This is a genomic window from Nonomuraea sp. NPDC001684 (assembly GCF_053596515.1).
Genome location: NZ_JBSFGJ010000108.1, coordinates 1 through 24,758 on the forward strand (window position 1 = coordinate 1; position 24,758 = coordinate 24,758).

Genomic DNA, 24,758 nt, shown 5'->3' on the forward strand with positions numbered 1-24,758 from the left:
CCCCACGACGGGCCCCGCGACGGACCCCGCGACGGGCGGCCCGGTGGCCGTCCGGGCGACCGTGGAAGGCGCCGCATCGCCACCCGGGTCCCGCCTTCGGCGTCGTCCTTGAGGGCGAGATGCTGATGGAGCTGGAAGGAGAGCCGGAGCGGGTGATCCGCGCCGGCGAGGCGTTCTGGGAGCCGGGTGGCGACGTCATCCACTACCAGGACGGCAACAATCGCGACGATGTCCCGGTACGGTTCACGGTCACCATGCTGTGCGAGCCGGGCAAGCCGATGTTCACGCTGGTGGAAGAGGCCGAGCTGGCCCGGCGCAAGGACCGCCGCGCGCCACGCCCGTCCTGAACCCCGGCGAGGTGTCCGCAGCGTGACGGCACCGGCTGCCGTCATCGCCGCCTGATCCCGGGATCGAACCAGGCCGCCGGCCCATCGGCCGGCGGTCCGATCCGCCATGCCGACAACCCGAGGTATGACACGAATGAACCACGAACGACCGGTCCGGATCGGCACGCTCGGCAGCCTGCGTGAGCATCTGCAGTGGGCGATCGAGCTGGAGCACGCGACGTTGCCGCCGTACTTGACGGCGCTGTACTCGTTGGATCCGGAGCGCAATCCGGTGGCTGTGGAGGTGGTGAGCGGCGTCTTCGTGGAGGAGATGCTGCATCTGGCGCTGGCGGCGAATCTGCTGAACGCGGTCGGTGGCACGCCGCGTCTGGACGTGCCGGGGATGCTGCCGCCGTATCCGCGCAGGCTGCCTCATGGTGATCTGGAGGTGTCGCTGGTGCCGTTCGGCGCGCAGGCGCTGGAGATGTTCCTGCGCCTGGAACGGCCGGCGCCGCCCGGCGCGCCGCCGGAGGACGACGACTACGAGACGATCGGGCAGTTCTACGCCGCGATCGAGCAGGGGTTGCGTCATCTGTGCGAAACGCTCGGTGAGAAGGAGGTGTTCTGCGGCGACCCGGCCCGGCAGGTGAGCGGCGCCCACTTCCGGCACACTGCCGGATCGCTGTTCGCCGTCGAGGATCTGGAGTCCGCGCTCGGCGCGCTGAAGGAGATCGTCGAGCAGGGGGAGGGCAACGCCCGCGGCGAGGTCTGGGACGGTGACCAGGACGTCCTCCACCCCGAGCGGAAAGAGGTCGCCCACTACTACCGCTTTCAGGAGCTCAAGCTCGGCCGCCGTTACCAGCGGGGCGACACCCCGAAGACCGGCCCGACCGGCGAGAAGGTCGGCGTCGACCCGGACGGCGTGCTGCCGATGACGCCGAACCCGCGGCCCGCCGAGCCGGGCAGTGCCGTACGGGCGGCGCAGGATCTGTTCGACACCACCTACAGCACCCTGCTGAACCTGCTGGAACAGGCGTTCAACGGCGACCCGAAGCGGCTCACGGACGCCACCCGCACCATGTTCACGCTCAGGGCCCAGGCGCAGGCCCTGATGGCGCTGCCCGGCGGCGCCGGTCCCACCTTCGCCTACGTGCCGCCCGAAGCACGCAGCTGATCCATGAAACCTCTCCGCTGCCGCGTGGCGGCGGAGAGGACGGGAGTCACCGGGTTCGCGTCACCAGCTCGCCGATCTCGGGGAGGACGGCGTCCGCGACCGTGATCTTCCGCTCGATGAGCCCGTTGGCGTGGAACAGGTCGGCGGCGTGCTGCTGCTCGGCGACGAACTCCGCGCTGACCGGGTGCAGCCCCCACGGGCGGGTGCGCAGCGCGTGCTCCCACGCGTCGAGGTCGCCGTCGAACAGGGCCGCGGCCTCGCGCGGGTGCTCCTCCGTCCAGCGGTCCGCCCGCTGCAGCGCGGTGACGATCCTGGCCAGCTCCTCCGGCCGTTCCTGGGCGAAGTCGCGGCGGGTGAACCAGAGCGAGCGGTGGCTGAACAGGCCCTCGGTCTCCACCAGCGTCCGGGTGCGCGACTCGACCGGCGTCAGGTACGGGTAGGAGCCCACCCAGGCGTCCACGTCGCCGTTCACCAGCAGCTCGGCGGCGTTGCCGTAGGCGTCCACCGGGACGATGTCGCCCCACCCGAGCCCGGCCCGCTCCAGCGCCAGCAGCAGCAGGGTGGTCTGCCAGGAGCCGTGCCCGAGCGCCACCCGCCTGCCCTTCAGCTCGGCCACCGAGCTGATCGGGGAGTCGTCCCGCACCACCAGGCGGCCGTTCTCGACCCGCGGCCCCGAGATCGCCACGTACACGATGTCGTGCCCCTTGGCCTGGGCGGTGACCGGGGGCGTGGAGCCGGTGCCGATGAAGTCGTATCCGCCGTCGAACAGGTGGTCGCCGTGGGCGGACGGCAGGGCCCGGGTGGGATCGACGCGCCCGTCCCGGCCGAGGGCGTTCAGGTCCACCCATTCGACGCCGGGCAGCAGGTCGCGGTGGCGGGCCACCCAGAGCGTGTTGTTCTGCGGGAAGAAGCCGACCTTGGTGGTCATCAGGAGCGTCCTTTCAGTAGCGGCAATACGTGGCGGCCCACGCGGCGGGCCTCTTCGAGATGGGGGATCCCGGCCAGGATGAGGGCGTCCACCCCGAGATCCAGCAGCCGGTCGAGGCGGTCGGCGACCTGGTGGTAGTCGCCGACCAGGCCGAAGGCCGGGCCGTCGCGCAGTTGGCTGAACCCGCCCCACACATGGGGGGCGACCTCCAGGGCGCGGGGGTCGTCACCGGCTCCGGCGAGGAAGGCGCGGCTGCGGCGCACGCCGACGGAGTCGCCCTCGCCGGCCTCGCTCTCGCGAGGCCGGGCCCGCCAGCCGGCCTCGATCTCCGCCCACGCCTCCTCCTCGCTCTCCCGGGCCAGCAGGTCCACCCGCACGGCGAACCGGGGCGGCGTGGCACTGTGCGCGCGCACCGCGTCGAACTTCTCCTCCAGCGCCTCGAACGGCTCCAGCCAGGACAGGTAGTAGTCGGCGTGCCGGCCGGCGGCGTCGATGGCGGCGGGGGAGGAGCCGGAGAAGAAGATCTCGGGGAACGGCTGCCCGGCCAGCTCCTCCGGCAGCCCGGCGTTCTCCACCTGGTAGAAGCGGCCCCGGTGGGTGTGCCCGCCCTGCCAGACGCCCTTGAGCACGTCCAGGAACTCCGAGGTGCGCGCGTAGCGGTCGTCGTGGTCCACCTTGTCGCCCCACCACAGCTGCGCCGGGCCGCCGCCGCCGGAGATGACGTTGTAGACGATCCGGCCGCCGGTGGCCCGTTGCAGCGTGGCCGTCATCCGGGCGGCCTGGACGGGGTGCAGGAAGCCGGGCTGGAAGGCCACCATGAAGCGGTACGACGTGGTCTCGCGGGCCAGCGTCGCGGCGGCGGCCCACGGGTCGTCGGTGTGCGGGAAGTTCGGCAGCAGCCCGCCGGTGAAGCCGCTGTCCTCGGCGGCCCTGGCGACCTCGGCCATGTAGTCGGCGTGGCTGTAGCCGTCGTCCCGGCCGTCCCTGGTGCCGGGGGCGGTGCCGCCGGGGGCGAAACCGCCTCGGCTGCGGACGCGGCGGCGCAGCGAGGGCTGGTCGCCCTCCATGTGGATGCGCCAGTAGATGTCAACGGTCAACAGACCGCTCCTTCACGTGCTCGCCGAGGCGGTAGACGTCCTCGGTCTGGAGGAAGAACTCGGTGACGCCGAGCGCGGCGTACTCGCCGGCGGCCTCGATCGAGGGCAGGTGCACGCCGTAGCGCAGGCCGGGCAGCTCGGGGATGAGGGCCGCCAAGTCGTCACCGGCCGCGAAGACGTGCACGTCGGCGTGGCGGCGCGACAGCTCCAGGGCCTCGGGCGAGACGCCCGACAGGTGCACCTCGGGGAAGGGCGGGGACGACAGCGGCGCGCCGAAGCCGCCCTTGACCACCTCGTAGAAGTCCCCGGCGAAGTCGAACGGGCCGCCGCCCCAGACGCCCTTGGCCACGGTGAGGAACTCGTCGGCGCGGGCGAAGCGGGCGGCGCCGGTCAGGAAGTCGCCCTGCGCCCTGGCCACGGCCGGATCCAGGTCCACCGCGAGCCGCCAGCCGAGCCGTCCGGCGGAGAAACGCTGCAGGGACGCCGAGAGCTTGGCCGCGTAGACCGGGGTGGCCACGGCCGGGTGGAACTCGGCCACGACCCGCAGGTGGCGGGTGCGGCGCAGGGCGTTGGCGGCTACGGCGAGGGATTCCTGGCCGGCGGGGTCGAAGGGCGAGAGCGCGCCCGCCCACCCGGACAGGTCCGCGGCCACGGCGGCCCGCCCGGCGGGGTCGGTGAGCGCCGGCCGCAGGTCGGTGACGAAGCCCGGCAACGGGGCGGGGTCGGGGCTCCGGGTGGGCAGGGCCAGGTGGAAGCGGCCGGTGCGGTGCGCCGTCATGCCGCCGCCCCCAGCGGGACCTCTTCCAGCAGGGCGTCGATGCGCGGGAGCAGCTCCCCGGCCAGCGGCTCGATCTGGCTGTCCAGGACGAACAGGCCGCGCGTGACGTGCCGCGCGCCGAGCACGCTCAGCACCGGGCGCAGGGCGTAGTCCACGGCCAGCAGGTGGGCCGGGGTGCCGCCGGTGGCGATCGGCACCACCGTCTTGCCGGCGAACGCGCCCTGCGGTAGGACGTCCAGGAACGCCTTCAGCAGCCCGGTGTAGGACGCCTTGTAGATCGGGGTGGCGACGACGATCGAGTCGGCCGCGGCCACCTGCGCGGTGGCGCGGGCCAGCTCGGGATGGGCGGTTTCGCCGCGCAGCAGGGCCTCGGCGGGCAGGTCACGAAGGCGCAGTACGGTGGCGGGCCGACCCAGCCGACCGGCCAGGTGGTCGAGCAGGCGTACGGTGCGCGAGGCGGCCGATGGGCTGCCGGAGATGAGCAGGACGGACATGTCAGATCTTTCCTAGGGGTTCAGCGGAAACGGGCGGCGTCCGGGTCGGCCGCGGCGACTGGCCCGTCTCGTCGAGGAAGCCGGGCGGCGGCAGGTGGTACGGCGGCTCGGCGGCGGCCGGCAGGAGCGCGGGCTCCCGTTCGCGGGAGTCGAACTCCGCGCTGACCGCCGCCAGCGTCTCGGGCTGCTCGACCAGCGTGACCGCCGCCGTGGCCAGGTAGCGGGCGGCGGCCAGCAGCCCGGCGTGTGCGATCGGGGTGCCGGTCGCCGCGGTGGCCGCCCACGAGTGCAGGGGCACCCCGAGCGGCACCACGGCCGCGACCAGGCTGAGGTGCGGCGCCGTCCAGCTCACCTCGGAGGTGTCGCTGGACGGGCCGCCGAGGTCGGGACCGGCGGGCGGGCACAGCGGCAGCACCTCGCCGGCCAGGCCGGCGGGCGGGCGGCCGATCGCCGCCTGCAGCCGCCGCGCGAACGCCTGGTCGGCGTCGGTGAACGCCGGCGGCCCCAGCTCGCTCATCGTGTGGTGCAGCAGCTCGGCGCCCGCCCGGTTGCCGAGCCCCTGCCTGATGGCGGTGACCAGGCGGTGCTCCAGCCGGGTCCCGCTGCCGGCGGCGGCGGCGTGGGCGCAGGTCACGACCTGGTCGTAGAGGGTCCTGGCGGCGGCGGCCGTGGACTCGCGGACGTAGACCCAGACCGTCTGCAGGTCGGGGGTGACGTTGGGGGCGCCGCCGCCGCTGATCGTGTAGCTGACGCGGCCGGAGGGGGAGACGTGGCCGGCGCGCAGGCGCTCGACCATCTCCGTCAGCAGCAGCGCGCCGTCCAGGCCGCTTCGGGTGCCCAGCGGGTTCGAGCCGTGGCCGGGCGAGCCGAGGAAGGAGAACGTGGCCGAGTACAGGGCGCTGGTGACGTCCCAGCCGGTGCCGGTGACGGGGGCGGGGTGCCAGTCGAGGAAGGCGTCCAGCCCGTCGTAGGCGCCGTCGCGCACCGCGTACGCCTTGCCGACCAGGTGCTCCTCGCCGGTGGACGCGAACACCTTGATCGTGGCCCGGCTCCCCAGTGCCGTGGCGGCGGCGATGGCCGCGCCTGCCGACGCCGCCGCCAGGGCGTTGTGGCCGCAGCCGTGGCCGGGGCCGTAGGCGGGGGCGTACTCGTCGCCCTCGAACGCGACCGGCTCGTGCCGGGCCGCGCCGGCCCGCTGGGACAGGCCGGGCAGGGCGTCGTACTCGACGTTGAAGCCCAGCACCGGCCCGCGGTCGCCGTGGGTGGCGACGAACGCGGCAGGCAGGCCGGCCGTGCCCCACGCGATCGTGAAGCCGTGCGCGCGCAGGAGCGCGGCGGTGGCCAGGGCCGAGCGCCATTCGCGCAGCGACGGCTCGGCGTAGGCCCAGATCCGGTCGGCGAGCCCGGTCAGCGCGGCGGCGTTCCCGGCGATCCAGTCGGCCGCCGTCATGGACCTGCTCACGGCACTGCTCCCGGCACTGCTCCCGGCACTGCTCCCGGCACTGCTCCCGGGCGCCGTCATGGCGCCGCTCCCGCGTGGGCGTCCACGCCGAGGTCGGCGAGGAGCCGGCGGCGCAGCTCGACGAAGTCGGGGTCGGTGCGGTCGCGCGGCCGGTCGAGCTCGACCCGCACATCGGTGACGAACGTGCCCGCGCGCAGCACCGCGATCCGGTCGGCGAGCAGGATCGCCTCCTCCACGTCATGCGTGACCAGCACCACGGCCGGGCGGTGCCGGGCGCACAGCTCGGCGATCAGGTCCTGCATGTGCAGCCGGGTCAGGGCGTCCAGCGCGGCGAACGGCTCGTCGAGCAGCAGCAGCTCCGGCTCGCGTACCAGGGCCCTGGCCAGCGCGACCCGCTGGGCCTCGCCGCCGGACAGCGTCGCGGGCCAGGCGTCGGCATGGCTGCTCAGCCCCACCTCGGCCAGGGCCGCCAGGCCCTTGGCGCGGGCGGCGCGACCCTGCCCGATGATCACGTTGGCGAGGGCGCGCTTGGACGGGACGAGCCGCGGCTCCTGGAAGACGACGGTGCGCACCGGCGGCACCAGCACGCTCCCGCCGCCGGCCGCGTCCAGCCCGGCCAGGATGCGCAGGAGCGTGGTCTTGCCGGTGCCGCTCGCGCCGAGCAGCGCCAGGAACTCGCCGCGCCGCACGTCCAGGTCGACCCCGTCGAGCACGGCCCGCTCGCCGAAGACCTTGCGCAGCCCCCGGGTGCGTACGGCGAGGCTCATCGGATCGTCACCGCCCTGCGCCAGGGCATCGTGACCCGCTCGGCCAGCCGCAGGGCCAGGTCGGCGGCGAGCCCGATCACCGCGTACAGCAGCACGCACAGAGCGAGGATGTCGGTGCGCAGGTAGTCGGTGGCCCGGGCCATGAGGTAGCCGAGCCCGGCGGTCACGTTGATCTCCTCGGCGGCGATGAGCGCGATCACGCTGAGCGTGGTGGACAACCGCAGCCCGGCGAAGATCGACGGCAGCGCGCCCGGCAGCACGACCTCGCGGGCGACGGCCAGCCGGCCCAGTCCGAACGAGCGGGCCGCTTCGACGACCTTGCGGTCCACGTTGCGCACCCCGCTGGAGACGTTGATGTACATGGGGAATGTGCAGGCCACCCCGATCAGCAGGATCTTGGACGCCTCCTCGATCCCGAACCAGACGATGAACAGCGAGGTCAGCGCCAGGAACGGGATGGCCCGCAGGGCCTGCATCGAGGAGTCGACGAGCTCCTCGCCGAGCCGGGTGAAGCCGGAGACGACGCCCAGCGCCAGCCCCGTGGAGGCGCCCAGCAGCAGGCCGAGCCCGGCCCTGGTGACCGACACGCGCAGCGCCTCGGGGAGCTGGCCGTCGGCCCACAGCTCGCCGAAGGTGTTGACGACGTCCTGGGGGCCGGCGAGCACGTCCTGGGTGAGGGCGCCGGTGGCGGTGGCCGCGTACCAGGCGGCGAGCAGCAGGACGGGGCCGGTGGCGCGCAGCGCGAGCGTGACGGCCGGGTGGCGGCCGGACGAGCGCGGCGGCTGGGGCGCGACGAGCCCTTCGACGCCGGCCTCCGCGTGAGTGGCCACGCTCATGACCGCGCGCTCCCGAGCGTGTTCACGTCCACGACGTGCTGGGAGACGTCCAGCGGCGCGGTGAGCACCTTCTGGTCGAGAAAGAACCTCGCCACGTCCTGATATTTCGCGATTTCGGCGGCGGTGACCGCCTGGACGGGCTTGCCCTTCTTCTGGATGCCGGCCACGAGCTCCTTCTGCTCGCCCTGCACGGCCTGCGGGCCGGTCTGGGTGAAGACGTTCAGGTACGCCGCCGGATCGGCGATCTCCTTGGCGCTGCCCTCCTTGAGGAACGCGAACAGCGCCTTGACCACCTCGGGATGCTCCTGCAGCAGCTTGTTGGCGGCCACGTAGATCACGTAGTTGTCCGACTTGATCGCCTCGCCGTCGGCCAGGACGCGCGCGCCCAGCTGGGTGACGGCGGGGATGAGGAAGGTGGAGAAGGTGGACCAGGCGTCCACCTCGCCCGAGCCGAAGACCGGCGCGGTCTGCGGCGGCGGCAGGTAGACCCGCTTGACCTTCTCGACCGGCACGTCGAACGTCTGCAACGCCTTGAGCAGCAGGTACTCGCTGGTGCCGCCGTGCCCGACGGCCACGCTGCGCCCGGCCAGATCGGCCACGGACCTGATCGGCGAGTCCTTCTTCACCACGATGCCCTCCCCGGCCAGGTCGGGCGGGACGGTGGCGAAGATCTTGAAACTGGGCTTGACGGCCAGCGCGGTGACGCCGGAGGTGATCGAGCCGGTGGCGATGTCGAGCGAGCCCGCGTTGATGGCCTGGGCGGCCGGGGCGAACACGGAGAAGTCACCGGCCCACTTGACCTTGGCGTTGACCTTGGCCAGGGCCGCGTCCAGGCTGCCGTCCTTCTTCGCGACGGCCAGGAAGCCGCTGTTGCCGGGGTCGGAGATGCGCACGACGACCTGCTCCTGGCCGGCGGCGGTGGTGGTGGTGTCCGGGCCGCCGCAGGCCGTGGCCAGGAGGGCGAGCGGAAGGGCGAGCAGCAGCTTACGCATGGGTGACTCCTTGGAGCGGGGTGTGGTCGGCCCAGGCGGCGACGTCCACGGGTGATTCGAGGAAGCCGTGGCCGCGCAGGAAGCGCTCCTGCTCGGCCAGCAGGTCGAGGCGTTCGGCGGACAGGTCGAGGTGCAGCGAGGCGCCGGGGCGGTAGGCCGCGGTCACGCCGGTCGCGCCGGCGCCGGTCTCCGCGCCCAGGATCCTGGCCACCTCGGACGGGTGCGCGGCGGCCCAGTCAGCGGCGCGCAGCAGGACGGCCAGGAAGCGGGCGACCACCTGCGGATGCTCGTCCAGCAGGCGCTGGTGGACGGTGATCGGGCGGGGGGTGCCGTTGTTGATCCGCGCGCGCCGGTCCGGCACGGCGTCCAGGTCGATGCCCACCTCCGCGCCGTGCCGCAGGGCGGCCTCGACGGCGAGCGCGCCCTTGACGTAGACCGCGTCCACCCGGCCGGCGGCCAGCGCGGCCAGCTCCGACTCCCACTGGCCGCCGCCCGGCTCGGCCTCGACGTCCACCAGTTCGGCGTCACCGAGCCCGAGCCCGGCCAGGGAGAGCGCGCCGTGGAAGCCGCGCAGGGCCATGGCCCGCCAGAAGTCGATGGCGATGCGATGCCGGGGCGCCGCCAGCCGCAGGCCCTTGAGCTGCTCGGGGCTCTCCAGGGCGGTGCCGCCGCGCACCAGCACGACCTGCCGCTCCTCGATCCAGGTGAGCCCGATGAGCCTGGTCGCCTCGCCGCGCGAGCGCGCCCACAGCGCCGGCACGTTGCCGCCCTCGCGGAACAGGCCGGTCAGAGCGTGGGTGTAGTGGGTCTCGCGGGGCACGCCGGGGTCGTCGTCCTGCAGCGAGCGGACCTCGATCCCGTCGCCGGCGAACTCTTCCGCCAGCCAGCCCTGGTCGGCCGCGATGCCTGTGGCGGTGGGGACGGGACAGCGGGTGAACCAGATGGCGTCGAGTGCGGCTGTGGTCATGGGCAGAGTTTGCTTGTAAATTGGTAGGGAATGCAAAGATTGTCCCGCGATGCGGGAAGCGTTCTCGGCCGGACCGGCTCTTACCTGGTCCCCGCTCTCCCTACTCGGAAGACGGAGTTTCCCGCATGGCAGCGAACGACAACGTCCAGTCGGTGCGCAGGGCGATCGGCCTGCTCGGCTGCTTCGGGGGCGGTGACGCCTCGCTCGGCCTGTCCGACCTGGCGCGCAGGATGGGGCTGTCCACCTCGACCACCCACCGCCTGGCCAGGACGCTGGCCGCCACGGGCTTCCTGGAGCAGGAGGCGCGCACCGGCCGCTACCGGCTGGGGCCGTCCATCACGGAGCTGGGGCAGCTCTCCTTCCACCGGCGCGGCCTGCACCGCATCGCCCCCGAACTGGCCGAACTGGCCCGCATCACCTCCGCCACCGTGGACCTGGCCGTCCGCAACGACCGGCACGCGGTCATCCTGAGCGGCGGCTCGCTCAACCCCGACAGCGGCGCCGGGCTGCGCCGCCCCCTGCACTCCACGGCGCTGGGCAAGGTGCTGCTGGCCTGGGACCCGGAGGGCAGCGCCGACCTGGCGGCGCTCGGCCCGCTGCCGGCGCTGACCGGCCGCACCATCGTGGACCACGCCGAACTGCGCGAGGAGCTGGTCCGCGTGCGCGAGGCCGGGTACGCGCTCAACGACGGGGAGTCGGGCGACGGCGTCCGCACCGTCGCGGTGCCGGTGCTCGACCGGCACAACCACGTCCGCTACGCGCTGGCCGTGCGCTCCACGCCGCTGGTCATCAGCGACGCGCGGATCGACTGGTTCGCCGCGCACGCGCGGGCCTGCGCCCGCGCGCTGGAGGTGCTGCTGATCCCGCCGGCCGAGCGCCGCCTGCGCCCCTCCGCCTGAGTCACGACAGGCGTCGCCGACCGGCGGCGGCGTTCCCGTTCACGTCGCGGGCGAGCCCCTGGGCGATTCAAGGGGAAAGCGTGACGGAGGTGAGGAGCGCCAGCTTCTCGGCGCTGCCGGTGCCGGGGTCCGGGTGCAGGACGATGAGCGTCTGGCCCGGCGCGCCGCTCACGCCCAGCCTTTCCCGGTTCAGCCACAGCTCACCGACCTGGGGATGGTCGAGGCGCTTGGGCGCGCCCTCGCACGTGTTCACGTCGTGGCGGGCCCAAAGCCTGCTGAACAGCGGGCTGGCGAGGGAGAGCTCGCCGACGAGTTCGACGAACCGGGGGTCGTCGATGTCGGCACCGACGGACTTGCGGAAGCCGGCGACCATGCCCTGCGCGGCGTTCTCCCAGTCCGGGTAGAGAGCCTGCTCGGCGGGGTCGAGGAACACGTCCCGCAGGCGGTTGCGCCCCGCCACGAGCCGCGGCGACAGGGCGGTCGCCGGGGCGTTGGCGGCCAGCACGTCGAAGGAGCGGCCCTCCACGTACGCGGGCAGCGCGAGCGCGGCGACGAGCTTGGCGATGCCCGCGGGAACGCTCTCCTTGCGGGGCCGCCGCCGTCGCCGCCGGGGATCGCCCGCCCCGAGGCGCAGCAGATAGGCCGTCGCGTCGTCGTCGAGCCGCAGCACCCGCGCGAGGGACACCAGCACCTGCGCGGACGGGTTGCGGTCGCGGCCCTGCTCCAGGCGCAGGTAGTAGTCGGCGCTGATGCCGGCGAGCATCGCGACCTCCTCCCGGCGCAGGCCCGGCACCCGCCGTACGCCCACGGAGGGGATGCCCGCCTGCTCAGGAGTGACGAGCTCCCGGCGGGCGCGTACGTATTCGCCCAGAAGGTTGGATTCGCCGCCCATGCGCCCCACGGTAATGGCGCACCTCGGCGCGTGCCTGGCCCCCTCACCCCCAGGATCGCGAGGGCTCTGGCTGCGCCGCCGGACGAGCGGAAACCTCGCTCGGGAACGAACACCCCTTTGATGAGCAAGGAGCCGCACATGTCAACGTACGTGCTGGTACACGGAGCCTGGCACAGCGGACGATGCTGGGAGCGGGTGGTCCCGCTCCTGACCTCGGCCGGGCATCAGGCGGCCGCGCCGTCGCTGACCGGCCACGGCGACAAGGCCCATCTGCTCGGCCCCGAGGTGGGACTGGACACCCACGCCGGCGACATCGTCGAGCTGATCACCGCCAACGACCTCACCGACGTGATCCTGGTCGGCCACAGCTACGCCGGGCTGGTCATCTCCTCCGCCGCCAACCGCGTCCCGGAACGCATCGCCCACCTGGTCTACCTCGACGCGATGGTCCCGGAGGACGGCGAGAGCGCGGTGGACGTGCAACCCGTCACCCAGGCCCTCATCGACCGCGCCGCGCAGTCCGGGACCGGCTGGCGGATCCCGCCGATGCCCGAGCTGCCGCCGCCCCTGGGCCTGTTCGGGGTCACCGACCCGGCGGACGTGGCCTGGCTGCGGGCGATGTTGTCGGACCAGCCGGTGCTCTGCCTCCAGCAACCGGTCCGGCTGGACAACCCCGCCGCGCACGCGATCCCGCGGACGCACATCCACTGCGTCGCGGGCGTGCCGGAGGGCATCACGCGGCGGCCAGTTCCGGCGACGCAGCCCAACGGCAGCCCCGCACAGGTGTGGGAGCTGCCGACGGGCCACGACTGCATGATCACCATGCCGGCCGAGCTCACCGAACTGCTGCTCAAGCTCGGGTGACCCGGTGGCGCCCCGAGTCGGCCACCCGGGGATGTTCGCCGGGCGCGTCGTCGCCGGCCTGACGCAGGTCAAGGCCTTGGGCCTGACACCCCTTACAAAACCGGGGACGCGTCGTGGACTTGATGGCGGGTGGACAGCGCCGGCACGCCGGCATCGTCTCCTCGGCGGAGGCGTAAATCCGTGGTGTGGGCGGCGCGTGCCGTACTACAGTCGGGCACGCCTTCACCTCGCGGCTGCTGAACCACGAGGCCCGCGGCGGCGGCTCCGGTCCGTCGCCTTCTTCGGCGCGCTTCCGGTCGCGCCCGCCCCTTGCATCGCTTTTCAGCAGCCCGAAGGACTTCACCATCATGCGCATCCGTCAGGACCGCCGTCTCCTGCGCCGCGACGAGCAGTGGCTCACCCTCCCGAACCCTTGGGACATCCCCGTCGACATCTGTGCCGACGAACGTGTGCCTCTCGAACCGGCCGCCGTCGACGAAGTGCTGTCCGTCCTGGAGACGGCCGACACCCTCGACCGCCTCGCCGAGGCCGTACCCGGCCACGACGGTCCGCTGCCCCGCCTGGTCCGCCTCGTCCTCACCCCTGACTTCCACAAGGGCGCGGGCATCCCGATCGGCACCGTCATCGAGACCGAGGGCGCGCTGCTCCCGCAGGCGGTCGGCAACGACGTCAACTGCGGCATGCGGCTGGAGGTGACCTCACTCACCGTGGAGCAGGTACGGCCGCGCCTGGACGCCCTGGAACGGCGGCTGCGGCACCTGTTCTTCGAGGGCGGCCGCCGCATCGCCCTTACTCCCGCCCAGCGGGAGGCACTCCTGCGCGGCGGGCTCCCGGGGCTCCTGCACACCGGCGACGCCCCCTGGCAAGGTCACCAGCCGACCGACACCGAGGACTGCCTGCATCGCATGCACGCTCCGGCGCACCCGACCGGTACCGCCGAGGCGTTCGCCGACTGGATCACCAGCGCGGGCGGCGCCGATGCCGCCAGCCATGACAGCCTCATCGGCAGCATCGGCGGCGGCAACCACTTCGCCGAACTGCAGTACGTGGCACGGGTCCACGATCCCGCCGCCGCGTACGCGTGGGGCCTGACGGCGGGCGCGGTCGTCCTGATGGTGCACAGCGGCTCACTGGCGCTGGGACACCAGGCCAACGCCACGGCGCTGGACCGGCTGCGCCAGACCTGGCCGCCGGGGTTGTCGCGACCCCGCAACCGGATCCTGCCGTTCCTGCTGAACGAGCGCACGGCCGCCGCCCGGCGCCGCTACCTGGACGCCTTCGGCAACGCCGCCAACTTCGCCTCGGGCAATCGGTTCTTCCTCGCCCTTACCATGCGTGCCGGGCTCGCCGCCGAATGCGGTCGGATGACGGCCCGCCTGGTCTACGACGCGCCGCACAACCTGTTCTGGCAGGAGGAGGACCGCGTCGTCCATCGCAAGGGCGCGACGCCGGCGGGTGGTCACGAGCAGATGAGCGGCGGCCCGTACGCGATCTGGGGTGAGCCCGTGATCGTGCCCGGGTCGATGGGGGCGTCCAGCTACCTGCTGCGGGGCCACGGCAACGCCCGCACGTTGGCCAGCGCCTGCCACGGCGCCGGACGGCGAGTCCCGCGCGGCGCCACCGCGCGGGCCGGCGACCGCGACCTCGACGCGTTCCTACGGGAGTTCCGCGTGGTCACCCCGCTGGACCACCGCGATCCGACCGTGGCGCGCCGCGCGGACGTGATGGCGGCCTGGCGGCGCGACCTCAAGCAGGAAGCTCCGTGGGCGTACAAGGACATCGGGCCCGTGGTGTCGAGCCTGCACGCGGGAGGTGTGGCGGACCCGGTGGCCGAGCTGCGCCCGCTCCTCACCGTCAAAGGCTGACCGCCATCCCCGCGCATGGCATCGGCTGCCTGTGGGGCGCACTGTCCGCGGCGTGACGGCGCCGCAGCAGATCGCGGTACCAGCGGCACCCTCAGCGCTCTGGCCCTCCGAGCGCGGCCCGCGATTCGGTTTCTTTCAGATCAACCCCGCTTCGCCGCCTGCCGTGACGCGCTCGGCCTGGAAATACGTCACCCAAAAGCCAATAAAGTCAAATCAAAACTCCCCGACGAGCTGAACTATTGGCCTATTCCGACAGTCACCTATCCATGAGCGATGTCCCGACCAGCAGCAGTGCTTCGGCCGGGCATAATTCTCCAAACGGTCGGCCGTGACCTGCTCTTGCGCAGCGCCGTTTTCTCTTGAGGCGGGGTGGCCGGGCACGTCGTGATGAGCTTGTCTGACACCGCTGGTGGGGCCAGGTGGCGGAGGCTTGAACCCTGTCCGGATGTGGTCACGGCTGGAGGGTGATTTCCCATCCGCAATCAAGTTTCATAGAGACGAACAGCGCGTCGCCGCCTCGATCATCGACTGGAGGGAAGCATATGGCCATTCCTGCTGTCGCCGATCGAGCCGTCGCCGACAAGTCCATGATCTCCAGGCGCAGCCGTGGTCTGGCAGCTCATCACGGGTTTTCATGACGGGCGCGTCTGCCGGAATTCGAGGCTGAGGAATATGCCCCTGATATGGCCACTGTTTCTCTAGTCCTTTGAATGTCGACCGGCTCAATGTGGTGACCACTGGCAGGGCCGCACCGTCCGGTGTGTGTGGCAGGGTCCTGCCCCCGAATTCCCCTACCAGGGAGGTACTCATGGCTCCTTTCCCGCCGCGAGCCCGGCTGATCGTCAAGCAATCGGGCAAGGTGCTGGCCATCGAGAACGCCAGCCTCAATGAGGGCGCCAGCGTGAACCAGTACGACACCGGCACCCAGGACAACGAGAAGTTCGAGCTGCGCGACGCCGGTGACGGTTACGTCCGTATCGTGGTCAAGCATTCGGGCAAGGTGCTGGCCATCGAGAACGCCAGCCTCCATCAGGGTGCCAGCGTGAACCAGTACGACACCGGCACCCAGGACAACGAGAAGTTCCGGCTGGAGCCCATCAGCGACGCCAACTGGTAGCTCACAAGGTTCAGCACGTCCGTGCCGTCCGTGCCGTCGTGCCCCGGGCGGCCGGGCGTGCCGGGAGCGCTTGTGGACGCTTCCCACCCGACACGGGCAGGACGTGACCGTGCAGATGTGGTTGCGGCCGGGCGCTACCGAGGCCGCCTGCGAAGATCCGGCGGGTCAGGCGCGCACTGCATCCGGCCGGCGGGGGCAGCCAGGCTGACCGGGGCCGTCTCCTACAGCGACGACGTGCCGGTGGTCTCGTAGACGTCAGCGAAGTCTCGCGGACGCCAGCGGCACCGGCGTCTCTTGACCTGGCCAGGCACCACGCAGCACCACGTCCGCGAGCTCGACGCCGACGTCGAGCCGGCGGACGACGACCAGCTCGATCGTGTCTGTCACGATCACCGTCGGGTCGTCCTCGGTGACGCGCTCGATCTCTCCCACGGCCGGCATCGCCGCTGTCTCATCTCCACCACCGAGGACGCGCATATCAGGCTCGCGACGCACCAAACGGCCATCGACCTGCACCAGTTTCTCGGCCTGGCCCGTGCCGCAGATGATCGCCCTCGCCAGCGCCGCAGCGTAGACAGGATCACCGACCGCGTCATAAACCCAGCGCATCCCCAGCACCGAGTGCTCGGCGGTGCCCAGCAGCCACGCGTCGCCACCGGGCAACGGCGCCTCCCGGTAGGTGAGCGGCATCTGATGAACCGGGCCGTCACCGGCCCGTACCAGTATCGTCTCCATCCCGACCGCGCCGGCCGGGTCATCGAACCGGAAGGAGGCCATCTGCTGCGTCTCGCCGGCCGACCCGGTGTACCAGGGGCGGCCGGGCAGCCAGTCGCTCAGCAGCTCAAGCTTCGTAGGCCGAAGCGTTGCCTGGTAGAGCAATGCCATGGGGTCATCGTAGCGTGATCGAAGAATGCGCAATCGGGAGAATTTCCGCCGCGACCAGCGCCGACCGGTAAGACGCTGTCTCGCGGATCGTCCGTGGTCGGCCTGGACCTCGTACGCCCCGAACCGGGATCAGCCGAACATTATCGTCACGTCCAAGCCGCCATCGGCGCGTGGAAGGGCCGTCAGCCGTGCGCCGTGCGCCTGGGCGACGGCCCGGACGATCGCCAGGCCCAGTCCGTGACCGCCGGTCGTGTGGGTGCGTGGGGCGCCGAGCCGCTGGAACGGCTGGAAGAGCCGCCGCAGGTCCTGCGGCCGGATGAGCGGGCCGGTGTTGCCGATCGTCAGGCGGGCGCCCTCGCCGGTGAGGCCGGTGGCGATGGTGACGTGTCCGTCGGGAACGTTGTGGTGGAGCGCGTTGTCGACCAGATTGCCGATCATGCTGGCGATCAGGTCGGGGTCACCGCTGACGGGCGCGGGGTCCAGCGACGTACGAACCGTGACCGTTCGCCCGGCGGCCTCCGAGCGGCGCGACGACACCACCTGCTCGGTGACCTCGGCCAGGTCGACCGGCTCCCGGTGCTCGATGCCCTTCTCTCCTTCGGCCAGCGTGAGGAGAGCGCCGATCAGGCGTTCCTGCCGCGCTCCGAGAGCGAGTGCCTCCTCACACGCGGCCCGCAGGCTCGCCTCACCCGCCTCGGGGTCGGCGAGCGCGACCTGGAGCACGGCGCGCTGACCGGCCAGCGGGGTGCGCAGCTCGTGGGAGGCGTTGGCCACGAAGTGGCGCTGCGCCGCGAACGAGGAGTCCAGCCGCTCGAACAGGTCGTCGAGGGTGCGCCCCAGCCTGGTCAGCTCGTCGTCCGGGCCGCGCAGGCCGAGCCGGCGGTTGAGGTTGGTGGCCGAGATCTCCCGGGCGGTCACGGTCATGGCGCGAAGCGGGCGGAGGAAGCGCCCGGCCAGCCACCACGCGGCCGGCACGGTCAGGACCACGACGACGATCCCGGTGACCGCGAGCACGGCGTCGACCTGCTGGGCGGAGCTGTCGGGCGGTGGAGCGGCGTCCCCGGCCCGGAGGCGGACCTGGTCCCTGCCGAACAGGAATCCGGCGACCAGCATCATCGGGACGACGACTGCCAGAACCAGTCCGGCGTACAGCGTCGTGAGCTGCGCGCGCAGGGACGGCCGTCGCAGGTGGCGCCGAGCGCGGCCGGTCACCGTCAGGTTCATCGCGGGACCCCGATGCGGTAGCCGCCCTCACGGACGGTGCCGATCACCGGTGGTTCGCCGAGTTTGGCCCGTAACCGGCGCACGGTCGTCTTGACGGCCGTGGTGAACGGGTCAGCGGCCTCGTCCCAGACCCGTTCCAGCAGCTCCTCCGTGGACACGACCCGGTCACCGGCGGCGAGCAGGCACTCCAGCAGGGCGAACTCCTTCGGGGTCAACTCCAGGCGCCGCGCGCCGCGAAAGGCCACCCGCCTGCTCGGGTCCAGGATCAGGTCCTCCGCCCGGAGGATCGGCGGCACGGCGGGCGCCGAGCGGCGTCCCAGCGCGCGCACGCGGGCCACGAGTTCGGCGAAGTCGAACGGCTTGGGCAGGTAGTCGTCCGCGCCCAGCCCCAGACCCTCGACCCTGTCCCGCACGGTGCCCGCGGCGGTGAGCATCAGCACCCGCGACCCCGCGTCACCGGCGGCGATCTCGCGGCACACCTCGTCGCCGGGCGTGCCCGGCAGATCGCGGTCCAGCACCACCACGTCGTACCGGGTGGCGGCCAGGCGGGCCAGGGCGTCGTCGCCGTCGAGGACGACGTCCACCGCCATGCCCTCGCGCCGCAACCCGGTCCCGATCGCCCGCGCCAGAACCTCGAAGTCCTCGACGACCAGCACTCGCACGACCGTCCTCCTCACCCCGGGGGTGGCGCCGTTCCGTCCACCGCGTCCGGTCACCGGACACGATGCCAGGGAACGGGTGTCGGGCGGGTGTCAGCGCCTGACACCCGGCCGACACCGGCCGTGCCGTACAACCGTCCGTGATTCCCCTTCGGAAAGGACGAGACGTGACAGATCCGCGGTTGACCCGGCGCAGGTTCCTCGCCGTCACCGGGGCCGGTACGGCAGCCGGCGGACTGCTGACGACCAGCTCGACGGCCGGCTCGACGGCCGGCTCGAAGGGCACGGGCGAGGTGTCCGCGCGGGGCCTCACCCAGGCTGTCCTGTCGGCCTTCGAACACCACCGGCTCGTCGCCGTCGGCGAGTCGCACGGCCAGCAGGAACACGGTGACGCGCAGCAGATGCTGCTCACGGACCCGCGGCTGCCGGACGTGGTCGACGACATCGTCGTCGAATTCGGCAACGCGCTCTACCAGCCGGTCATCGACCGGTTCGTCGCCGGCGCGGCCGTCGAGGACCACGTGTTGCGGCAGGTCTGGCGGAACACCACGCAATCGCCCGGGGGCACCGGCGACCAGCCGATCCGTGAGCAGTTCTTCCGTACGGTCCGCGCCGTCAACTGGACGCTGCCCGCCGCGCGGAGGATCCGGGTGCTCCTCGGGGACCCGCCCATCGACTGGTCACGCATCACCACCCAGGACCAGGTGGACGGCTTCCTCGCCCAGCGTGACACCCACATGGCGTCCCTGGTGCGGCGGGAGGTGCTCGCCAGGAACCGCCGGGCGCTGATCTGCTACGGCAGCGGGCACGTGACGCACTCGCCGGAGCGGGGCCGGAACGCCGACCACGCGGTCCCGCTGATCGAGGAGCAGACCGGCCGGCGCGTGTACGTGATCGTGGCCGGCAGCCATCCCCGCTTGGCGGCCTGCCCACGGCGTACCGTGATCGCGTGCTCCGGCAACTGGCTGGAGTCGGCCGACGCGGGACAGTTCATGGAGGCGCCCCGGCTGTGCGGCTTCCCGCTGGGGAAGCTGGCCGACGCCGTCCTGTACCTGGGGCAGCTGAAGGACCTGACGCAGCCGCTGTGGAACCCCGCGATCTTCCTCGATCCGGCGTACTGGGCGGAGCTCCAGAGACGCAACGCGATCAACGGGAACCTCGTCGACCTGGAGGCGTACCGGCGGCAGCAGCCGATCTCCCTGCCCTCGTCACCTCCCGTGGACTGCGCCTGACAGCGCGCTTCCGGCCCCACCCGTGCCGTTCGTCTCGCTTGCGCAGGTGCAACGTGCGACTTGGCGTCCGGAGAGTTTCGTCAGCTGGTGTCGCGGGAGGCTGTTGAAAGTTTCATGGCGACGCTCTCGCCGGCCCGCCTCGATAAGTCGAGGTGAGCGCGCTCGGCGGCCGCCTCCTCCGGCCGCCGCGCGTCATGGCGCTCTTGACAGCGCCTTTACGGCTCGTATTTGCTCCCTCCGTCCCTTCCATCGGCCCGGAAGAGCTCGACCGGTTGGCGCTTTGTTAGCGCTAACATACGAGAGGTGGATGCATGAAGCCAGGCGAATCGCGCAGGACAAGGCGCGCGGGCATCGGAGCCGCTCTGGCGGCTGTGATCACGGCGGCGGTCACCGGTCTGTCCATGCTGCTGGTGGGCGCGCCGCAGGCGTCGGCCGCGGTCCTGACCGAGGTGACGAACTTCGGGGCCAACCCGGGCGGGCTGCGGATGTACCTCTACGTCCCCGACAGGGTGGCGGCCAGGCCGGGCGTCCTGGTGGCGATGCACGGCTGCAACGGCTGGGCTCCAGGCTTCCACCAGGGCACCGAGTTCGCCTCGCTGGCCGACCGGTACGGCTTCATCGTCATCTACCCGCAGGCGAACAAGAGCGCCAACGGCCTGTCGAACTGCTTCGACGTCTGGTCGAACGAGGCCCTGCGGCACGGCGGCGGCAGCGACCCGGTGTCGATCGTCTCCATGACCAACTACGTGCTGCAACGCTACAACGGCGACCCGCAGCGGGTGTTCGCGACCGGCTTCTCCTCCGGGGCGATGGAGACCGGCAACCTGCTCGCCACCTACCCCGACGTGTTCAAGGCGGGAGCGCCGTTCTCGGGCGTCCCCTACGGCTGCCTCGGGCCCGCCGGATGCGGCGACAAGACGCCGCGGCAGTGGGGTGACCTGGTCAGGAACGCCTACCCCGGCTACACCGGGCCCCGGCCGCGCGTGATGGCCTGGCACGGCACCGCCGACTCCGTCCTGCCGTACACGATGTTGCAGGAGGAGGTCGACCAGTGGACCGACGTGCACGGCCTGAGCCAGACCCCCGCCTCCACCGACAGCCCGCAGCCCGGCTGGACCCGGCGGGTCTTCGGCTCCGGGCAGGTCGAGGCGTACACCGTCACCGGCGCCGGACACGACCTGCCCCACCCGGGGATGGCGGCGTACGCCATCCACTTCTTCGGCCTGGACGGCGGCTCGTCCACCACGACGCCGACCCCGCCACCCGCAGGTCAGATCAGGGGAGTGGCCTCCGGCCGCTGCGTGGACGTCCCGGGCTCCGCCACCGCCGACGGCACCGCCGTGCAGCTGTGGGACTGCAACGGCCGCACCAACCAGCAGTGGACGCGGACCTCCGCCGGAGAGCTGAGGGTGTACGGCGACAAATGCCTGGACGCCGGAGGCACCGGGAACGGCGCCAGGATCCAGATCTACTCCTGCTGGGGCGGCGACAACCAGAAATGGCGCCTGAACTCCGACGGCACCGTCACCGGCGTCCAGTCCGGGCTGTGCCTCGACGCCGTCGGCGCAGGCACCGGCAACGGCACCGGGCTCCAGCTCTACACCTGTCATGGCGGCGCCAACCAGAAGTGGACCTGGACGTGATGCCCCTGGCCCGCCGCGCCGGCCGCGGCCCCGCGACGACCCGGGCATCGCGTGCCGCACTCGCGACCGCCGCCGTCCTCCTGATGGCCGCCGCCGTGCTGCTGGGCGTCAGGCCCGCCGCGGCCGCGTCGCTGACCCGGGTAACCGGCTTCGGCAACAACCCGACCAATCTGAACATGCACATCTATGTCCCGGATCGGGTGGCGGCGAGGCCGGCGCTGCTGGTCCTGGTGCACTACTGCACCGGCTCGGCCGCCGGGGTGTTCAACGGCGTCGGGCACGACTACGTCACCGCCGCCGACCAGTACGGATACATCATCGTGGTCCCGGAGGCCACCCGCAGCGGCCAGTGCTTCGACGTGTCCACCCCGGCCGCGCTGAGACGTGACGGCGGCGGGGACTCCACCGGGATCATGTCGATGGTCAGCTACGCCCGGCAGCGCCACAATGTGGACCCCGCCAAGATCGTGGTCAGCGGCTTCTCCTCGGGCGCGATGATGACCAACGTACTCGCCGCGCAGTACCCCGACGTGTTCTCGGCCGCCGCGGCGTTCTCCGGCGTCCCGGCCGGATGCTTCGCCACCGCCAACGGGTCCTTGTGGAACAGCGAGTGCTCCGGCGGCCGGATCGTCAAGACCGCCCAGCAGTGGGGCGACCAGGCCCGCGCCATGTTCCCCGGCTACACCGGCGCCTACCCGCGCATGCAGCTCTGGCACGGCACCGTCGACACCACCCTGGCCTACGCCAACTTCGGCGAGGAGATCAAGCAGTGGTCCGGCCTGAACGGGGTGAGCCAGACCCCTGCGTACACCGACAGCCCGCGCTCGGGCGTCACCCGCACCCGGTACGGCGGCACCGGAGCCCAGCCGCGGGTCGAGGGGCTCAGCTTCGCGGGGGAGGGCCACTCCCTGCCGTTGACGGGCATGTTCCCCCACGCCCTCTCCTTCCTCGGGCTCGACGGCACCTCGCCTGGCCCGGAGCCCGGCGGCCAGGTCAAGAACGCGGGGTCGGGCAGGTGTCTCGACGTCGCGGGCGCCTCCCAGGCCAACGGCGCCCAGGCGCAGATCTGGGACTGCCACGGGCAGCCCAACCAGCAGTGGACGTCCACCGCCTCCGGTGAGCTGCGCGTGTACGGCGGCAAGTGCCTGGACGTCGCCAACCGCGCCACCGCCGACGGCAGCGGCGTGATCATCTGGGACTGCAGCGGCCAGAGCAACCAGCAGTGGCGCTTCAACGCCGACGGCTCCATCACCGCCGTCGGCGCGAACAAGTGCCTGGACGTGCCGAGCAACAGCACCGCCAACGGCACCAGGCTGCAGATCTGGAGCTGCAACGGCGGCTCCAACCAACGCTGGACCCGCACCTGAGGCCGGTGGCGCCGCCGGATCACGCCGTCCGGCGGGCCCGGCCCGGGGTCGGACACCGGCGCGATGTCAGCGACAGCGAACGTGATCACAGGAGGTCCTGATGTCCCCACCAACAGAGGGGTCGATGCGCTCAGCGCGGGCGTCAACGGCCGACTCGGCCGACTCGTCCGGCTCGCGGCCGGTGGTGAGAGGGTGAGCATGCGTACCTGGAGGCGATGGCGGGCCGCCGTGCTGACGGTGGCGGTGTTGCTGGCGGTCGGCACGGCGATGGGGACGGGGGTCGCCGGAGCCGAGTCCAACGGCGGGGTACGGGTCATGCCCCTCGGCGACTCGATCACCGAGGGCACGCAGGTGCCGGGCGGCTACCGGATCGGCCTGTGGCAGCGCCTGGCCGGGGGCCGCTACACGGTCGATTTCGTCGGTTCACAGTTCAACGGGCCCGGCAGCCTGGGCGATCATGATCACGAGGGCCACCCAGGCTGGCGGATCGACCAGATCGACGCGAACCTCACCGGCTGGCTGCGCACGTACACGCCGCGCACGCTGCTGCTGCACCTGGGCACCAACGACATCCTGCAGAACTACAACGTGGCCGGCGCTCCGCAACGGCTGTCCACGCTGATCGACCACATCACCGCGGCCGTGCCGGACGCGGACGTCTTCGTCGCGACCGTCATCCCGCTGTCCAACGCCGGACAGGAGTCCGCCGCCCGCACCTTCAACGCGGCGATCCCCGGCATCGTCCAGAGCAAGGTGAACAGCGGCAAGCACGTCCACCTGGTCGACATGCACAGCAGGTTGACCACCTCGGACCTGATCGACGGAGTCCACCCGACCGCCGGCGGCTACGACAAGATGGCCGCCGCCTGGTACGCGGCGCTGCAATCGGTCCCCGGCAGCATCGGCCAGCCGCAGGGCGAACCCTCCGGCGGGACGGAGATCAAGGGCGTGGGCTCGGGCCGTTGCCTGGATGTCACCGGCGCGTCGCAGGCGAACGGCGCGCAGGCGCAGATCTGGGACTGCAACGGCCAGAGCAACCAGCGCTGGACGCCGACCAGCGCCGGTGAGCTGCGCGTGTACGGCGGCAAGTGCCTGGACGTGGCCAATCGGAGCACCGCCGACGGCGCCGGCGTGATCATCTGGGACTGCAGCGGCCAGAGCAATCAGCAGTGGCGCTTCAACGCCGACGGCTCCATCACCGCCGTCGGTGCGAACAAGTGCCTGGACGTGCCGAGCAACAGCACCGCCAACGGCGTCAAGCTCCAGATCTGGTCCTGCAGCGGCGCCGCCAACCAGCGCTGGGCCCGCGCCGGCTCATGACGACACCCAGGAGGTGGAGAAGCGAAATGCGCAGAATTCTGGGCCTGACGACGGCCGCGTTGCTGGCGGCCGGCTCCCTCGTCGCGATCGGCGGCGCGACGTCCCCGGCCGTCGCGCTGGAGAACGGCCTCGCCCGTACCCCGCAGATGGGCTGGAACGACTGGAACAGCTTCGGCTGCAACGTCAACGACGGCCTCATCCGCCAGACGGCCGACGCCATGGTCTCCAGTGGCATGGCGGCGGCGGGCTACACCTACGTCAACATCGACGACTGCTGGTCCACCAGGACCCGCGACGCGGCCGGCGACCTCGTCCCCGACCCGCAGAAGTTCCCCGGCGGCGTCAAGGCCGTCGCCGACTACGTGCACTCCAAGGGGCTCAAGCTCGGCATCTACTCCTCGGCGGGCACCACGACGTGCGCGGGCTACCCGGCCAGCCTGGGCAACGAGCGCAGGGACGCGGCCCTGTGGGCGTCCTGGGGCGTGGACTACCTCAAGTACGACAACTGCGGCGACCACCTCGGGCAGAGCGCGCAGCAGCGCTACACCGCCATGCGCGACGCGCTGGCCGCCACCGGCAGGCCCATCCTCTACAGCCTGTGCAACTGGGGCCAGGACGCCGTCTGGACCTGGGGCATGCCGGTCGGCAACTCCTGGCGCACCACGGGCGACATCCAGGCGAACTGGGGCTCGGTCATGGGCATCCTGGACAGCCAGGCGGGGCTCGCGGCGTACTCGGGGCCGGGCGGCTGGAACGACCCCGACATGCTGGAGGTCGGCAACGCCGGGCTCACCGCCACCGAGTCGCGGGCCCACTTCAGCCTCTGGGCGCTGCTCAACGCGCCGCTCATCGCGGGCAACGACCTGCGCTCGATGAGCGCCGAGACCCGGACGATACTCACCAACGGCGAGGTCATCGCCGTCGACCAGGACTGGGGCGGCCGGCAGGGGCAGAAGATCGCCGACAGCGG

At 72.1% G+C, this 24,758-nt stretch carries 24 protein-coding genes; 11 read left to right on the forward strand and 13 right to left on the reverse strand.

The features are described from left to right. On the forward strand, nucleotides 1-347 hold a 347-nt coding region (locus tag ACWCSD_RS20870; RefSeq protein ID WP_449916992.1), incomplete at its 5' end, for a cupin domain-containing protein. A 133-nt stretch (nucleotides 348-480) separates the two neighbouring features. Continuing rightward, nucleotides 481-1,500, forward strand: coding sequence for a ferritin-like domain-containing protein (locus ACWCSD_RS20875; protein WP_449916994.1), 1,020 nt, complete (start codon nucleotides 481-483; stop codon nucleotides 1,498-1,500). A gap of 46 nt (nucleotides 1,501-1,546) precedes the next feature. Here ACWCSD_RS20875 and ACWCSD_RS20880 read toward each other — a convergent pair whose 3' ends face one another. Genes ACWCSD_RS20880 through ACWCSD_RS20920 form a run of 9 tightly spaced genes read right to left on the reverse strand, consistent with a single transcriptional unit; the run spans nucleotide 1,547 to nucleotide 9,821 of the window. Further along, nucleotides 1,547-2,428, reverse strand: a complete 882-nt coding sequence (locus ACWCSD_RS20880; protein ID WP_397159319.1) for an ABC transporter substrate-binding protein — start codon at nucleotides 2,426-2,428, stop codon at nucleotides 1,547-1,549. Next, on the reverse strand, nucleotides 2,428-3,525 hold the full coding sequence (locus tag ACWCSD_RS20885) for an LLM class flavin-dependent oxidoreductase (RefSeq protein WP_449916997.1): 1,098 nt from the start codon (nucleotides 3,523-3,525) through the stop codon (nucleotides 2,428-2,430). The genes ACWCSD_RS20880 and ACWCSD_RS20885 overlap by 1 nt, the downstream gene beginning before the upstream one ends. Next, nucleotides 3,515-4,303: an LLM class flavin-dependent oxidoreductase gene (locus ACWCSD_RS20890; protein ID WP_449916999.1), complete on the reverse strand. Its 789-nt coding sequence runs from the start codon at nucleotides 4,301-4,303 to the stop codon at nucleotides 3,515-3,517. Before ACWCSD_RS20890 ends, ACWCSD_RS20885 begins: the two co-directional genes overlap by 11 nt. After that, entirely contained in the window at nucleotides 4,300-4,797 is a 498-nt protein-coding gene (gene ssuE / locus ACWCSD_RS20895; protein WP_397159323.1) for an NADPH-dependent FMN reductase, read from the reverse strand. The genes ACWCSD_RS20890 and ssuE overlap by 4 nt, the downstream gene beginning before the upstream one ends. Nucleotide 4,798: 1 nt before the next feature. After that, nucleotides 4,799-6,259 (reverse strand): hypothetical protein, encoded by a 1,461-nt coding sequence (locus tag ACWCSD_RS20900; protein WP_449917003.1) that lies wholly within the window; start codon nucleotides 6,257-6,259, stop codon nucleotides 4,799-4,801. Nucleotides 6,260-6,315: 56 nt separating this feature from the next. After that, entirely contained in the window at nucleotides 6,316-7,026 is a 711-nt protein-coding gene (locus tag ACWCSD_RS20905; protein WP_125629991.1) for an ABC transporter ATP-binding protein, read from the reverse strand. Continuing rightward, nucleotides 7,023-7,862, reverse strand: a complete 840-nt coding sequence (locus ACWCSD_RS20910) for an ABC transporter permease (RefSeq protein ID WP_358296064.1) — start codon at nucleotides 7,860-7,862, stop codon at nucleotides 7,023-7,025. Before ACWCSD_RS20910 ends, ACWCSD_RS20905 begins: the two co-directional genes overlap by 4 nt. Beyond that, the gene (locus tag ACWCSD_RS20915; RefSeq protein ID WP_449917006.1) at nucleotides 7,859-8,854 is read right to left on the reverse strand and encodes an ABC transporter substrate-binding protein; all 996 of its coding nucleotides are present in this window, start codon (nucleotides 8,852-8,854) and stop codon (nucleotides 7,859-7,861) included. The genes ACWCSD_RS20910 and ACWCSD_RS20915 overlap by 4 nt, the downstream gene beginning before the upstream one ends. Beyond that, nucleotides 8,847-9,821, reverse strand: coding sequence for an ABC transporter substrate-binding protein (locus ACWCSD_RS20920; protein WP_449917008.1), 975 nt, complete (start codon nucleotides 9,819-9,821; stop codon nucleotides 8,847-8,849). Before ACWCSD_RS20920 ends, ACWCSD_RS20915 begins: the two co-directional genes overlap by 8 nt. Before the next feature lie 125 nt (nucleotides 9,822-9,946). On the opposite strand from ACWCSD_RS20920, the gene ACWCSD_RS20925 reads away from it, so the two are divergent. Next, entirely contained in the window at nucleotides 9,947-10,720 is a 774-nt protein-coding gene (locus tag ACWCSD_RS20925; protein ID WP_449917011.1) for an IclR family transcriptional regulator, read from the forward strand. A 67-nt stretch (nucleotides 10,721-10,787) separates the two neighbouring features. Here the strand turns inward: ACWCSD_RS20925 and ACWCSD_RS20930 are convergent, their stop codons facing one another. Beyond that, the gene (locus tag ACWCSD_RS20930) at nucleotides 10,788-11,612 is read right to left on the reverse strand and encodes a helix-turn-helix domain-containing protein (RefSeq protein WP_449917013.1); all 825 of its coding nucleotides are present in this window, start codon (nucleotides 11,610-11,612) and stop codon (nucleotides 10,788-10,790) included. A gap of 138 nt (nucleotides 11,613-11,750) precedes the next feature. Here ACWCSD_RS20930 and ACWCSD_RS20935 point away from each other — a divergent pair, with 138 nt between their 5' ends. The 3 genes from ACWCSD_RS20935 to ACWCSD_RS20945 all read left to right on the forward strand — a co-directional run bounded on the left by ACWCSD_RS20935 (nucleotide 11,751) and on the right by ACWCSD_RS20945 (nucleotide 15,458). Continuing rightward, nucleotides 11,751-12,476 (forward strand): alpha/beta fold hydrolase, encoded by a 726-nt coding sequence (locus tag ACWCSD_RS20935; protein WP_397159335.1) that lies wholly within the window; start codon nucleotides 11,751-11,753, stop codon nucleotides 12,474-12,476. Between the two features lie 347 nt (nucleotides 12,477-12,823). Continuing rightward, nucleotides 12,824-14,341: an RtcB family protein gene (locus ACWCSD_RS20940; RefSeq protein WP_449917017.1), complete on the forward strand. Its 1,518-nt coding sequence runs from the start codon at nucleotides 12,824-12,826 to the stop codon at nucleotides 14,339-14,341. 808 nt (nucleotides 14,342-15,149) lie between these two features. Next, on the forward strand, nucleotides 15,150-15,458 hold the full coding sequence (locus ACWCSD_RS20945; protein ID WP_449917019.1) for an RICIN domain-containing protein: 309 nt from the start codon (nucleotides 15,150-15,152) through the stop codon (nucleotides 15,456-15,458). Nucleotides 15,459-15,713: 255 nt separating this feature from the next. Here ACWCSD_RS20945 and ACWCSD_RS20950 read toward each other — a convergent pair whose 3' ends face one another. The 3 genes from ACWCSD_RS20950 to ACWCSD_RS20960 all read right to left on the reverse strand — a co-directional run bounded on the left by ACWCSD_RS20950 (nucleotide 15,714) and on the right by ACWCSD_RS20960 (nucleotide 18,229). After that, complete coding sequence (locus tag ACWCSD_RS20950; RefSeq protein WP_449917022.1) at nucleotides 15,714-16,343, reverse strand: CG0192-related protein; 630 nt, start codon at nucleotides 16,341-16,343, stop codon at nucleotides 15,714-15,716. A 129-nt stretch (nucleotides 16,344-16,472) separates the two neighbouring features. Next, nucleotides 16,473-17,567 (reverse strand): sensor histidine kinase, encoded by a 1,095-nt coding sequence (locus ACWCSD_RS20955; RefSeq protein WP_397159343.1) that lies wholly within the window; start codon nucleotides 17,565-17,567, stop codon nucleotides 16,473-16,475. Beyond that, entirely contained in the window at nucleotides 17,564-18,229 is a 666-nt protein-coding gene (locus ACWCSD_RS20960) for a response regulator transcription factor (RefSeq protein WP_387667372.1), read from the reverse strand. Before ACWCSD_RS20960 ends, ACWCSD_RS20955 begins: the two co-directional genes overlap by 4 nt. 164 nt (nucleotides 18,230-18,393) lie before the next feature. Here ACWCSD_RS20960 and ACWCSD_RS20965 point away from each other — a divergent pair, with 164 nt between their 5' ends. The 5 genes from ACWCSD_RS20965 to ACWCSD_RS20985 all read left to right on the forward strand — a co-directional run. Beyond that, nucleotides 18,394-19,458, forward strand: coding sequence for a hypothetical protein (locus tag ACWCSD_RS20965; protein WP_449917025.1), 1,065 nt, complete (start codon nucleotides 18,394-18,396; stop codon nucleotides 19,456-19,458). 311 nt (nucleotides 19,459-19,769) lie between these two features. Beyond that, the gene (locus ACWCSD_RS20970; protein ID WP_449917028.1) at nucleotides 19,770-21,101 is read left to right on the forward strand and encodes an extracellular catalytic domain type 1 short-chain-length polyhydroxyalkanoate depolymerase; all 1,332 of its coding nucleotides are present in this window, start codon (nucleotides 19,770-19,772) and stop codon (nucleotides 21,099-21,101) included. Next, nucleotides 21,101-22,468 carry an extracellular catalytic domain type 1 short-chain-length polyhydroxyalkanoate depolymerase gene (locus ACWCSD_RS20975; RefSeq protein ID WP_449917034.1) on the forward strand — a complete coding sequence of 456 codons (1,368 nt, stop codon included), beginning with the start codon at nucleotides 21,101-21,103 and terminating at the stop codon, nucleotides 22,466-22,468. Before ACWCSD_RS20970 ends, ACWCSD_RS20975 begins: the two co-directional genes overlap by 1 nt. A 198-nt stretch (nucleotides 22,469-22,666) precedes the next feature. Continuing rightward, a complete protein-coding gene (locus ACWCSD_RS20980; protein ID WP_449917037.1) occupies nucleotides 22,667-23,788 on the forward strand; it encodes a lectin in 1,122 nt (373 codons plus the stop codon). A gap of 26 nt (nucleotides 23,789-23,814) precedes the next feature. After that, the coding region (locus tag ACWCSD_RS20985) for a glycoside hydrolase family 27 protein (protein ID WP_449917031.1) at nucleotides 23,815-24,758 on the forward strand (944 nt) is incomplete at its 3' end.